10 protein-coding genes are annotated in these 12,362 nt (G+C 46.8%); 5 read left to right on the plus strand and 5 right to left on the minus strand.

Annotated elements, in window-relative coordinates; all coding sequences use genetic code 11:
• Nucleotides 1–42: 42 nt before the first annotated feature.
• The 3 genes from HWY38_RS07570 to HWY38_RS07580 form a co-directional block, all read right to left on the minus strand.
• On the minus strand, nucleotides 43–1,041 hold the full coding sequence (locus HWY38_RS07570) for an inorganic phosphate transporter (protein WP_007610840.1): 999 nt from the start codon (nucleotides 1,039–1,041) through the stop codon (nucleotides 43–45).
• Nucleotides 1,042–1,053: 12 nt separating this feature from the next.
• Nucleotides 1,054–1,671: a DUF47 domain-containing protein gene (locus HWY38_RS07575; protein ID WP_003154804.1), complete on the minus strand. Its 618-nt coding sequence runs from the start codon at nucleotides 1,669–1,671 to the stop codon at nucleotides 1,054–1,056.
• A gap of 285 nt (nucleotides 1,672–1,956) precedes the next feature.
• On the minus strand, nucleotides 1,957–3,273 hold the full coding sequence (locus tag HWY38_RS07580; protein ID WP_224181585.1) for an APC family permease: 1,317 nt from the start codon (nucleotides 3,271–3,273) through the stop codon (nucleotides 1,957–1,959).
• Nucleotides 3,274–3,595: 322 nt separating this feature from the next.
• On the opposite strand from HWY38_RS07580, the gene HWY38_RS07585 reads away from it, so the two are divergent.
• The 3 genes from HWY38_RS07585 to HWY38_RS07595 all read left to right on the plus strand — a co-directional run bounded on the left by HWY38_RS07585 (nucleotide 3,596) and on the right by HWY38_RS07595 (nucleotide 7,869).
• A complete protein-coding gene (locus HWY38_RS07585; protein ID WP_224181586.1) occupies nucleotides 3,596–4,546 on the plus strand; it encodes a ring-cleaving dioxygenase in 951 nt (316 codons plus the stop codon).
• A 183-nt stretch (nucleotides 4,547–4,729) separates the two neighbouring features.
• Complete coding sequence (locus HWY38_RS07590) at nucleotides 4,730–6,886, plus strand: glycosyltransferase family 39 protein (RefSeq protein ID WP_224181587.1); 2,157 nt, start codon at nucleotides 4,730–4,732, stop codon at nucleotides 6,884–6,886.
• 11 nt (nucleotides 6,887–6,897) lie between these two features.
• Nucleotides 6,898–7,869, plus strand: a complete 972-nt coding sequence (locus tag HWY38_RS07595) for a glycosyltransferase family 2 protein (protein ID WP_224181588.1) — start codon at nucleotides 6,898–6,900, stop codon at nucleotides 7,867–7,869.
• A gap of 42 nt (nucleotides 7,870–7,911) precedes the next feature.
• Here the strand turns inward: HWY38_RS07595 and HWY38_RS07600 are convergent, their stop codons facing one another.
• Together HWY38_RS07600 and HWY38_RS07605 are read right to left on the minus strand one after the other, a co-directional pair.
• Nucleotides 7,912–8,088 carry a hypothetical protein gene (locus HWY38_RS07600; protein ID WP_170919534.1) on the minus strand — a complete coding sequence of 59 codons (177 nt, stop codon included), beginning with the start codon at nucleotides 8,086–8,088 and terminating at the stop codon, nucleotides 7,912–7,914.
• A gap of 99 nt (nucleotides 8,089–8,187) precedes the next feature.
• Nucleotides 8,188–9,537, minus strand: coding sequence for a S1C family serine protease (locus tag HWY38_RS07605; protein ID WP_224181589.1), 1,350 nt, complete (start codon nucleotides 9,535–9,537; stop codon nucleotides 8,188–8,190).
• A gap of 285 nt (nucleotides 9,538–9,822) precedes the next feature.
• Between HWY38_RS07605 and HWY38_RS07610 the strand changes: the two genes are divergently transcribed.
• Nucleotides 9,823–11,382 (plus strand): MFS transporter, encoded by a 1,560-nt coding sequence (locus HWY38_RS07610; RefSeq protein WP_224181590.1) that lies wholly within the window; start codon nucleotides 9,823–9,825, stop codon nucleotides 11,380–11,382.
• Between the two features lie 155 nt (nucleotides 11,383–11,537).
• Entirely contained in the window at nucleotides 11,538–12,362 is an 825-nt protein-coding gene (locus tag HWY38_RS07615; RefSeq protein WP_007407248.1) for a M55 family metallopeptidase, read from the plus strand.

The following is a 12,362-nucleotide window of genomic DNA, read 5'->3' on the forward strand; positions in this document are numbered from 1 at the left end:
CCTGTCACAAAAAAAACCGCTTCTGTAAAGAAGCGGATGTCATCAGAAAAAGAGATCTAGGATGAAAAAGGCGATGGCGCCGAGTGTACCTGCAATCGGCAGGGTGATGACCCATGTAATGAGCATCCGTTTAGCCGTTCCCCAGTTCACGCCTTTTACGCGGTGGGAAGCGCCCACACCGAGAATGGAAGACGAAATGACGTGCGTCGTGCTGACAGGGAGATGAATAAACGTGGCCCCGAAAATAATGGCTGCGCCGGTTAAGTCGGCAGATACGCCGTTTACCGGACGGATTTTCATAATTTTTCCGCCGACGGTTTTAATGATTTTCCAGCCGCCGATGGATGTGCCGAGACCCATTGCCAGGGCACAAGAGAGCTGCACCCAAAAAGGAATGGCATCACTTTTATGTAAATTGGCCGTCATAAGCGCCATCGTAATGATACCCATCGCTTTTTGCGCGTCGTTCGTTCCGTGTGTATAGGACTGAATGGCAGCCGTCAAAATCTGCACTCTGCGGAAGCGTTTATTTGTTTTCGCCAGATTGCTGTCTTTAAAAATCAGCTTCACGATCGAATATACGATAAAGCCGAGAACAAAGGCGATGATCGGCGATAAGATAAGTGCTTCGATAATTTTAATGAACCCTTTATAATTAAGCGTCGCAAAACCTGACGCTGCAATGGCCGCTCCGGCGATCGCTCCGATAATCGCATGTGAAGAACTGCTCGGAATGCCGAAATACCATGTGACCAAGTTCCAGGCGATTGCGGCGAGTAGAGCCGCAAGAATGACAACTGACCCATTGTCTAATGTATAAGGATTCACAATGTCCTTTGTAATGGTTTTCGCCACACCGGTAAATGTCATCGCTCCGAGAAAGTTCATGATGGCGGCCATGACGATTGCGTGCCGCGGCTTCAGCGCTTTTGTCGAAACTGAGGTGGCGATTGCGTTTGCGGTATCGTGAAATCCGTTAATGAAATCAAATACCAAAGCGCATATGACAATTAATATCGTTAAAAGTAATAGAGTATCCATTATAACCCCTCGTTACGCGTTTTTCATAATAATGGTTTCAAGGTTATTGGCAACGCTTTGGCAAGAGTCGGCAATTTCCTCAAGCGTTTCGTAAATCTCGCGGTACTGAATCACTTTAATCGGATCGGTTTCTGTGCCGAACAGATTTTTTAATGATTTACGGTGCAGGTTATCACAGCTGTGCTCGTATTCCTTAATTTTAATGGCGTGAGGGTGAATGTCCTTCAATCGGTTTTCTGCAAGCAGCTCAATCGTGATTAAAATTTCCTTCGCACACTCTCTGATGTATCCGCTGAACTTATCGATATGCTCATCGGAAGAAGTGATCGAGAAAATCTCCATCATTGCTGAAAAATGTTCGATTCCGTCAAGCACGTCATCGAGGCTGTTTGTCAGCTCCAGGATGTCTTCACGTTCAATGGGAGTGATAAAAGCTTTGTTCAGCTCTTTAATCATGACATGAACATGATTATCTCCTTTTGTTTCAAACTCTTTTAACGTATCGGCAAATTCCTTTAAAGTCGTCTGGTTCGTCACTTTAAAGTTGACAAAGTATTCTGCGGTTTCGTCTATATTTTTTGCGATTTCTGTTAAAAGGAGTGAGAACTTATCTTTTTTTCTTTTTATCATTAAAAACCCTCCATTGTTTGAATGAGACAATGCACACATCAAATTATTATATAGCCTTTTGTCGAAAAAAAACAGATAAAGTCGAAAAAAACGCCTCTTGATTTTTTCGAAAAAACGTGTCTCATCCTGTTTTTCTTATGTTACCCACTTCGCCAAAAAAACGTAACATACTTCGAATTCAGACATCTTGCTTAAAAAGTATAACAAAAGATGTGAATTTGCTGTCAACTTTTGCACGTGATTTTGCCAGAAAAAAAACGGCTCCCGTAAAAGGAACCGTTTTTATCAGTTTTTTCTGCCGTTTTTCAGCCAAAAATAAAGCGGCAGCCCGGCGAGGCCGATCAAGAGGGACAGCGCGCAGCTCAGTGTATCTGTAATGATCGTGCTGATCAGCACAAACAGTGAACCCGCGATGGCCAAAACAGGAATGATCGGATACAAAGGCACGCTGTAGGCGCGCGGTTTTCCGCCGCTTTTTTTTCTGAGGATAAACACGGCGAAAAAGGCCATGACGTAAAAAATATAAATCATGAAAATAGAGATTTCAGACAGCTTATCGGGATTGCTGGCGATCATAAAAATAATGGCCAGCGCGATCTGAAATGACACGGCAATCCACGGGGTGCGGAACGTCGGATGCACCCGCGAAATCTGTCCGGCAAACGGCAGCTGTTTCCGTTCCGCCATCGCAAACGAGACACGCGGAAAAGCGAGAATCTTTCCGTTTAAACAGCCGAAGATGCTGACGATGATTCCGACGCTGATCAATTTTCCCCCGATGTCGCCAAACAGCATTCCGGCAGCGGTGCCGGTCGCATTTTCACCGAGTTTAACGATGTCGGTCGCAGGAAGAATGTGCAGCAGCGCAAAGTTAATGAAAAGATAAATGGCGGTGACGACCAAGAGTCCGCCTGTCATCGCTTTCGGGAGCAGCTTTTCCGGATTTTTCATTTCGCCGCCGAGTGCCGCAAGCAGAATCCATCCGTCATAAGCAAACAAGGTGGCCAGTATGGCAGCGCCGAAATTCATGTCCGACATGCTGCTTGTAACGGCTGTGAAAATATGCTGATCGCCTTTCCAAAGGCCGAACACGATCATGCAGATAATCGGAATCAATTTGCCGACAGTCGTAATTCCTTGTACGATGCCGCCATATTTCGTTCCGATAATGTTAATGATGCTTAAAAACAAAACGGCTGAAATCCCGATTAATTTAGACCAGCCGGAATCCCAATTGAACAAGTGCGCCATCAAAGAGCCGAAATACAAGCCGATTGCTCCGATAATCGCAGGGCCGTAAATGATAATTTGAACCCATCCGCACAAAAAGCCCCAAAATTCGCCGTACACTTCTTCGAGATATGTATAAAGTCCGCCCGTTTTCGGGATCTGAGTGCCGATTTCCGCAACGGTCAAGCCGCCGGCAAGCGTCAAAATGCCTCCTAACAGCCACGCGATAAGCGCGGTTTTCGCATCACCGGAGTAGGCAAGCACGGCGCCTGGTTTCATAAAGACGCCGGAACCGATGATGGTGCCGATAACAAGTGAGAGGGCGATGGTAAGTCCGATCTCTTTTTTAAGTCCGTTTTCTTCAATCTGCATATCCTTTCCCTCCAGATGTAAAATCGTCATGCTGAAAAAACTATTTTCCATATTGTAAACCCTAATTGCTGAAACACGAATAAAATAAATTTTCTGATTTTGTCGTTTTGCCTAAAAGATAAAGGTTTCTGCTTTTGAGAAGGAAAAAATTCTGTTTTAAAAGCGAACATTAATGGTTTTTTTATATTTAAGGTTCGTTATTTAGGGAGCGGCAGTCTGCAGACCGTCTGTGAAGCAGATGGGTTGACTTTACGATCCGGATAACATAAATTGTATATATAAAATATCTCGAAATCGAGATAATTGACTGGAGGATAACATAATGAAAGTTAATGGAATACACCATGTATCAGCATTGACGGCTGATGCGCAGAAAAATTTAGATTTCTATCGGAACATCCTGGGACTGAAGCTTGTGAAAAAGTCCGTAAACCAAGATGAACCGACGATGTATCATTTGTTTTACGGTGATGAAACAGCCAATCCGGGATCTGAATTGACGTTTTTCGAGATTCCGCGGATTGCGCCGTTTCATGCGGGGACAAACAGTATTTCTTCAATCGGCCTGCGTGTCCCGGATGCACAAGCGCTGCAATATTGGAAAAAACGATTTGAAGAGCATCAGGTCTCTCACAGTGAGATCGTGAAAATAGCGGGCAGGGACACACTCGCTTTTCAGGATCATGAAGGACAGCGGCTTGTGCTGACAGCTGACGAAAAAGGAAAAGACATCGGTGAAGCGGTGAAGCAAAGCGGTATACCGGAAGAATATTCTTTCCGCGGTCTTGGTCCCGTTGAATTGACCGTCCCGTATGCAGAACCGACGCTGCGTGTGTTAACCGATGTGCTGGGCTTCACTGAAATCGGGAAAGAAACGCATGAAGACCGGGGCGCGGTTACGGTGCTCGAATCCGGAAACGGAGGCGCGCGTACAGAAGTCCATCTCATTGAAAGAAACGATCTTCCGCGCGAGCGTCCTGGAAAAGGCAGCGTGCACCATGTGGCCTTCCGCGTTCAGAATGAAGAGGAGCTTGCTTTATGGCACCGCATCATTACGAAAGAAGGTTTCAGCAACTCAGGCATTGTAGAGCGTTATTATTTCAAAGCGCTGTACTTCCGGGAACCGAACGGAATTCTGTTTGAATTGTCAACGGACGGTCCGGGATTTATGGTTGATGAAAAACCTGAAGAGCTGGGCAAAACGGTTGCGCTCCCGCCTTATCTCGAACACCGCCGTTCTGAAATAGAAGCGCGGCTGAAACCGATTCAGTAAATTAGAAATCATGACAGATGCCTTCCGGCTTGACGGGGGCATCTTTTTTTTGATTTTTTACCCGTTTTGTCATTCTTTTTACCTATTTGTAAACGGCAAAATAATTGTCTTTGTTTATTAATAAATTTTTCACATTTGGTTGTTACACTTGTTCAAAGTTAAACAAAAGGAGTGAAAACACAGGTGAAAATGAAAAAACGCGAGATAGACGCAGTCTTAATTCTCATTTTACTCGCTTCCGCATTCTTGAATATGTACAACATCTGGAATGACGATACGGTGAATCCTTATTACACCGCAGCGGTAACGAGTATGCTTCAAAGCTTTCATAATTTCTTTTACGCTTCATTTGACGCAGCCGGGTTTATCACGGTAGATAAACCGCCTGTTACATACCAGATACAAACGATCAGCGCGCTGATATTCGGTATGCACGGGTGGAGCGTCATCCTGCCTCAGGCATTGGCGGGTGTAGGTTCAGTTCTATTCATGTACTTATTAATAAAGCCGACGTTCGGAAAAACGGCGGCGCGCATCGCCTCATTTGTCATGGCGTGTACACCGATCGCAGTAGCGGTCGCGCGGACGAACAATGTCGATGCTTTACTGGTCTTTTTCCTCTTGTTCGCCACATGGCTTCTCTTTAAAGCGATCAGAAAAGGCAGACTGATCTGGCTTTTGGCGGCATTTTTTGTCGTCGGAGCAGGCTTTAACACAAAAATGCTTCAGGCTTATATGATTTTGCCGGCCTTCTTACTGTTCTATATGATTGCGGCAAACACCACGATTAAGAAAAAAATCATTTCATTGGTAAGCGCGTTAGCCGTTTTAACAGCCGTTTCATTGTCATGGCCGCTCATTGTTGACAATATTCCTGCCAGCAAAAGGCCATATGTCGGAAGCAGCCAGACAAACTCCGTATTGGAATTGGCTTTCGGATATAACGGGATTCAGCGGCTGACAGGGCAAAGTTCCGGCGGCGGCCAAGGCGGGCCGGGCGGAAACGCATCGAAAGAGATGTCTTCTTCCGGCAGTTCTTCACAAAAGCAAAAACCGCCTGGCCAGTCTTCAAGCAGCAGTTCAGCAAGCGGAGACAAATCACAAAACGGCAGTATGACGGCACCTCCATCTAACGGGAAAATGCCAAGCGGCGATCAAGAAGGCCCTCCAAGCGGCGGAGATGGCGGCAAAGGCGGTCCTGGCGGAGGAAAAAGCGGTGCAGGCACCGGCTCGAAAATGCAATCAGGTTCAGGAATGTTCGGTACGGGAACCCCTGGTCCGCTGCGTCTTTTCCAAACGGAATTATCTGATCAGATCAGCTGGCTCCTGCCGTTTGCGATTTTTGGAATGGCCGGTTTATTGATCGCCGGGGCGAGAGAAAGAAGACGATTATCAGCAGAACAGAAGGAAACGATCTTTTGGGCAGCGTGGCTTGTGCCGATTGCCGGATTCTTCAGTGTCGCAGAATTTTTCCACCATTATTATCTCATTATGCTGGCGCCTCCGATCGCGGCACTTGTCGGTGCGGGATGGGTCGCCCTCGTTCATCTGTACCGCAAGCAGGCGGGATGGAAAACTTGGCTATTGCCGGCCGCTATTCTTGTGACAACCGGATTTGAGCTGTTTATCCTCAGAAACTACAATGATCAAATCAGCGCAGGCTGGAGCATCGGAGCAGGCGTTCTCGGCGCAGTGGCAGCAATCGCCCTGTTCGTATTCAAACAGCGCCAAAAACCGCTCAGTTACTATGTTTCACTTGCAGCCCTTCTCGTCTTGATGGTGATGCCGATTTATTGGGCGAGCACACCTCTTCTGTACGGAGGCAACAGCTCATTGCCTGAAACAGGCCCTCAGCTCGCTTCAACAAGCGGAAAAGGCATGGGAATGGATAACGCATCTGTCAATACAAAACTGATCAACTATTTAGAGAAACATAACGCCGGAGCGGACTATCTATTTGCTACAACCGATTCCAACACGGCGGCGCCTTACATTATTAAAACGAAAAAAGCGGTCATGGCGATCGGCGGATTCAGCGGGTCTGACCCGGCCATTACGCTGACTCAATTTAAAAAGCTAGTAAAACAAGGGAAAGTAAAATACTTCTTAACATCCGGAATGGGCAAAGGCGGAAATAACGATATTGTGCAGTGGGTTGAGAAAAACGGAAAGAAAGTATCTTCAGATAAATGGCAATCAAGCACAGATCAGAAAACGAAAAATCATGATGCAGCTGATACAAAAAGCAGCAAGGCCGCGGGTAAAAACAGCCGAATGAGAGGCGGGCCGGGCGGAATGAATCAATCAGCTTCACTATACGAACTTCAATCTGATGAATAGGAGGAAAAAACATGAGCAGACATATTCAATATTCAATAGTCGTCCCGGTTTATAACGAGGAACTCGTCATTCAGACAACCTATCAGCGCCTGAAAGAAGTCATGGATCAAACAAAAGAGCATTATGAATTGATCTTTGTCAATGATGGAAGCAAAGACCGCAGTATTGAGATTTTAAGAGAGCAAAGTCTGATTGATCCGAGAGTGAAAATTATTGATTTTTCCAGAAACTTCGGACATCAGATCGCGATCACAGCGGGTATGGATTATGCAGAGGGGAATGCAATCACCGTCATTGACGCCGATTTGCAGGACCCTCCTGAATTAATCCTTGATATGATTGAGCAGTGGAAAGAAGGCTACGATGTGGTGTACGCCGTCAGAACGAAACGAAAGGGAGAAACCTTTTTCAAGAAACAGACGGCCTCTATGTTTTACCGGCTGCTGCGGAGCGTGACTGATATTGATATTCCGCTCGACACCGGAGATTTCCGCCTGCTGGACAGAAAAGTCTGTGATGAGATGAAAAGGTTAAAAGAAAAAAATCCTTTTGTCAGAGGACTCGTCAGCTGGGTCGGCTTTAAGCAGACTGCTGTAGAATATGAACGAGATGAGCGGCTTGCGGGGGAAACGAAATACCCGCTTAAAAAAATGCTGAAGCTTTCCATGGACGGAATCACAACGTTCTCTCATAAACCGCTCAAGGCGGCAAGCTATGCGGGAATGATCATGTCCGGAGCGGGTTTTCTCTATATGTTTATCGTTTTATACATGAAGCTGTTTACGAACAGCACCATTACGGGCTGGTCCTCTCTGATTGTGATACAGCTGTTATTCAGCGGCATCGTTCTATTAATGCTCGGAATGATCGGCGAATATATCGGAAGGATTTATGACGAAGCAAAAGACCGTCCGCTCTATATTGTGCAAAAAGCGTACGGCATGAAAAACGAAAAGATTTATCGGGACCAGCATATGTCTTAACCGAAACACCCTGTCCGGCCAGCGGACAGGGTGCTTTTTTATTCATCTGCGGCCGGTCTGCGTGTGCAGAGAGCGCATGATCAGTCCGGTTCCCGAAAGGTTCAGTAAAATGCTTGCGCCAAGCGTCATTCCCCAAGCAGCGTTTTGCTGAGGAAGCTGAATGCTCAGCTGCAGTAAGATCAGGCCGATAACGACCAGCAAAAGTCCGGTTTGTTTCATGTGTGTGTATCCTCCTTTGTACACTAAGTCATACGGCTGATCCAGGCCTAAAGTTTCATCCGTATATAAAAAATCCAAGGCGGCTGCCTTGGATTTTTGTTAAGAAGATGTTTCTTCTTTTTGAGTCAGTTTCATTTTTTTCGTCATTTCCTTGCCGTTTCTGATAATCTTCACGTCAACGGTGCTGCCGACTTTCGTATTCTTGTAGAGAATATTGCGAAGTTCGCTGCCCGTGTCGGTTTCTTTCCCTTTTAAGCTGGTAATGATGTCTTCTGCTTTTAATCCGGCTTTGGCTGCAGGTGAGCCCTGCGCCACTTCGCGAATATAAACGCCTTTATTCAGCTGTTTGCCGAAAAGCCCGAGTGTGCCTTCCTGATAGTTTTGCGGCACTTGTTCCAAGTCGATCATGCTCACGCCGATATAAGGGCGCTCCACCTGTCCTTTCGTGAGAAGCTCTTCGGCGATCGGTTTTACATCGTTGCTCGGGATGGCAAAGCCGATGCCTTCTACATCACTTTCGCTGATTTTCATGCTGTTGATGCCGATGATTTTGCCGTCTGTATTCAAGAGCGGTCCGCCGCTGTTTCCGGGGTTGATGGCGGCATCGGTTTGGATGACGTTGATGCTTGACTCACCGGCTGACGTAGAGATCGAGACGGTTCTGTTTAAGCCGCTCACGATGCCCTGTGTGACGGTGCGGGAAAGGTCTTTGCCGAGCGGATCACCGATGGCGATCACGGATTCACCCGTTCTGAGAGCGGATGAGCTGCCGAAGCTTGCCGTTTTTGTCACGTGTTTATCACTGATTTCTAAAACGGCCAAGTCTGTCAGAGAGTCGCTGCCGACGAGTTTAGCTGTTACATCGGTGCCGTCATATAATGACACTTTAAGGGAAGAGGCGCCTTCGACCACGTGGTTATTCGTAATAATATACGCTTTGCCGTTTGCTTTCTTAAAAATAACGCCTGAACCCGATCCCGTTTCCGCATCTTCACCCGATGAATTGGAGTTTGAATCTGAGCTTGATCCGAATCCGAACAAATCGGAACTGCTTTGCTGCTTCTGCAGATTGGTGATTCCGACGATCGCCGGTGAAATGTCTTCCACCATATTCGAAATGCTGCTTGAATTTGCCGATGAGCTGTTTGCCGATTTGCCGCTGCCGGAATCAGAAGATGTCTGCTTGGCGGTTACCGATGACGTTTCCTGAGCGGGAGCCGGATTGGAAGTATCTTGAGTCTGATGGTCTCCAAGCGGCGTAAATGTATAGATGCCGAGGGCGAGCCCTCCGCCGATCACTCCGCCGAGAAGCGGTCTGAACCAGCCGAAGCTTCGTTTTTTCTTGTCCTCGTCCGGCGCGGAATATCCGGCCGGCTGCGGGTTTTCTTTTACTAAAAGGACTTCCTGTTCTTTTTGGTCTGTCCGATTTTCATCACGATAGTTATCCATCATGTTCACTCCGTTTCTCTATTTCATCATAGCATGATTTGCCTATTATTACTGACTCCATCTTAAACAAAAAGTGTGGGATAATAATGAAAAGATTGTGGGAAATTGTGAAAAAGACGAAATCGGACGGCGGCGCTTTATATTGACAATTTCCATCGGATTTGAAATAATAAATGAATATTATGTTCAATCCTTCACATGAAAAGATACGAAAATTCTGTCAAGCTAATGGGGGAAATCTGTTAGCTTTTTCACTTTGTCAAATAGTCAGAAAGGAGCTGTCACATGAAAGAAAAACATCACTGGATCATTTCTCTGCTTGCTGTATTGGCGGTCGGGCCGGGGCTGATGTCGAATACCGCTCTTTCGGCTGTCCAAAGCCTTGTCCGGCAGACGGTCGGCGGGGAAAACTTTGACTCTTTTCATCCGATTATTATCGGTAATATGGCATTTGCCTTATTCGTGCCGGCGGGGCCGTATTTAAGAAAAAGATTCGGCTCTCGGCCTGTCTATATGATTTCGATGGCCGCGGGTGTCATCGGAGCGCTCCTTGCTGCTGTGACAAATGATATTTATCCGCTCGCCGCGGGCCGTTTTTTACAGGGAGCTGCGGCGGGCACTATGCTGATGATTATGATTCCGATGCTGGTGCTTTCGTTTCCGATTGAGCGCCGGAATTACGCATTATTTGTGTTAATCGGCGGATTTTACGGTTCCGTCATTATGGGGACCGTTTTAGGCACGGCGGCGGCAAGCGCCGGCCATTGGCATTGGCTGTTCGGCATTTTTGGCCTGCTGTCTTTTTTCGGCCTCATTTTCAGTTATATGTGGCTGCGGGATGACGCTCATAAAAATGCTGAAAAATCTCCATTTGACGGCATCGGTTTTCTGTTAGCGGGTGTATCAGCCGTGCTGACCGCCTATACATTTATTCATCTGCCGAAATGGGGCTTTTCATCATGGCAGACATTGGCGGGATTTGGAGGAAGCATCGTCATTCTTCTGATCTTGCTGATCATGCAGTACAGAAACGAACATGCGCTGATTTCGATTAAACTTATGCTGATTCCAAAGCCGATTCTGGGTGTTTTCATGATCGCTGCGGGCAGTATTTCCATAGCGGTCAGTCTTTCTGCATTTCACGGGGAGCTTCAGACCGCATATCATATGTCACAAACTCAACAGATATTCCTTTATGCGAGCCTTTTAGGAGGCGTGGCCATCGCCGCTGTCATCAGTGCATTAGCATATGATAAAGTCGGTCCGGGCATGCTCGGCATAACAGGCTCTGTTATACTGGTGTTCGTGAATTTCCAATGGATGACGGCAGATCATCATATACCGCTTATTCTATTTGCGGGGCTTTTCGTGATGCTGGCGGCCGGGACAGGGCTTATTGTGGCAGCCGGACTGATGGGAGCCGCGTTGGGCGGACCGCTTCCGGAACTGGTGAAACGCATGACGGCAGTTCAGTTTTTAAGGCTGTTCATTTATATGGGCGCACCTGTTTTAATAGGGTATTTTACGAAAAGAGATGCTTCCGGCACGCTTCGGGGCGCGCGCGGCACACAATCGCCGCATGACCTGCTGATGGGGACATACAGCGATTTGTTTCTTATTGCTTTCATCTTAAGTTTGCTTTTAGTGTGTTTATCATTTGTCATGAATGCGACCGGCATGGGGCATAAGCTGGCGCATAAACCGCATGCCGTCCGTAAGCAGGCGGCTGAAGAGCCTTCGCCGCAGGCCCCTGAACCGATCAGGCATCAGGTCATTCCCGATCATGAATACAGAAGTGCGGTCAGACAGTTTCAGCGTCATCATATAAGCAAAAACAGTATGTAACTTTTTCTATCAGCAAACCCTTTTCCCGGTGAAAAGGGTTTGTTTTTTCCCATAATGGCAGAATGGTATATTGCATGTTTCATCCTTTTTTAATATAATTTGTTAGAATATTCATAATTTAATATCGAAATTTTAAGTAAAAAAGGAGGCATTATATGAAACTGTATCTATCTGTGGATATGGAAGGGATTTCCGGACTGCCTGATGAAACATTTGTCAATTCCCGCATGCACAATTATGAGCGCGGCAGGGTTCTGATGACCGAAGAAGCGAACTGGTGCATCGCAGAAGCGTTTAATAACGGATGCACGGAAGTGACCGTGAATGACAGCCACTCAAAGATGAATAATCTGCTCGCGGAAAAACTTCACCCTGAGGCAGAGCTGATTACGGGGGATGTCAAGCCGTTTTCCATGATGCAGGGGCTTGATGAATCGTATTCGGGCGTGATGTTTATCGGCTATCATGCGAGAGCGTCGATGCCGGGCGTTATGTCGCACAGCATGATATTCGGCGTCCGCCACTTTTACATAAATGATAAGCCGGTCGGTGAACTGGGGTTAAATGCCTATCTCGCGGGATTTTACGATGTCCCGGTCATCATGGCTGCCGGAGATGATTGCGCCGCAAAAGAAGCGGAGGAGCTGATCCCGAATGTGACGACTGCCGCCGTCAAACAAACCATTTCAAGAACCGCGGTCAAATGCCTGTCCCCTCAAAAAGCCGGACGGCTCCTGACGGAAAAAACAGCCTATGCGCTCAAAAATAAAGATAAGGTCAAACCGCTGACTCCGCCTGAAAGACCTGTATTAGGCATTGAATTTGCCAACTACGGACAGGCTGAATGGGCCCATTTAATGCCGGGCACAGAAATCATCCCGGGAACGACAATCGTTCAATTTCAGGCAAAAGACATGCCGGAAGCCTATCAGGCCATGCTCGTCATGACAGAACTCGCCATGAGAACAACATTCTGTTAA

This window comes from Bacillus sp. KS1, assembly GCF_020075515.1.
GTDB lineage: Bacteria > Bacillota > Bacilli > Bacillales > Bacillaceae > Bacillus > Bacillus velezensis.

What these genes read in the sequence shown, in the direction of transcription:
- HWY38_RS07570 (WP_007610840.1), bottom strand. Translation starts at nt 1,041, where the DNA reads ATGGATACTCTATTACTTTTAACGATATTAATTGTCATATGCGCTTTG.
- HWY38_RS07605 (WP_224181589.1), bottom strand. Translation starts at nt 9,537, where the DNA reads ATGGATAACTATCGTGATGAAAATCGGACAGACCAAAAAGAACAGGAA.
- HWY38_RS07615 (WP_007407248.1), top strand. Translation starts at nt 11,538, where the DNA reads ATGAAACTGTATCTATCTGTGGATATGGAAGGGATTTCCGGACTGCCT.
- HWY38_RS07595 (WP_224181588.1), top strand. Translation starts at nt 6,898, where the DNA reads ATGAGCAGACATATTCAATATTCAATAGTCGTCCCGGTTTATAACGAG.
- HWY38_RS07580 (WP_224181585.1), bottom strand. Translation starts at nt 3,273, where the DNA reads ATGCAGATTGAAGAAAACGGACTTAAAAAAGAGATCGGACTTACCATC.
- HWY38_RS07610 (WP_224181590.1), top strand. Translation starts at nt 9,823, where the DNA reads ATGAAAGAAAAACATCACTGGATCATTTCTCTGCTTGCTGTATTGGCG.
- HWY38_RS07600 (WP_170919534.1), bottom strand. Translation starts at nt 8,088, where the DNA reads ATGAAACAAACCGGACTTTTGCTGGTCGTTATCGGCCTGATCTTACTG.
- HWY38_RS07585 (WP_224181586.1), top strand. Translation starts at nt 3,596, where the DNA reads ATGAAAGTTAATGGAATACACCATGTATCAGCATTGACGGCTGATGCG.
- HWY38_RS07575 (WP_003154804.1), bottom strand. Translation starts at nt 1,671, where the DNA reads ATGATAAAAAGAAAAAAAGATAAGTTCTCACTCCTTTTAACAGAAATC.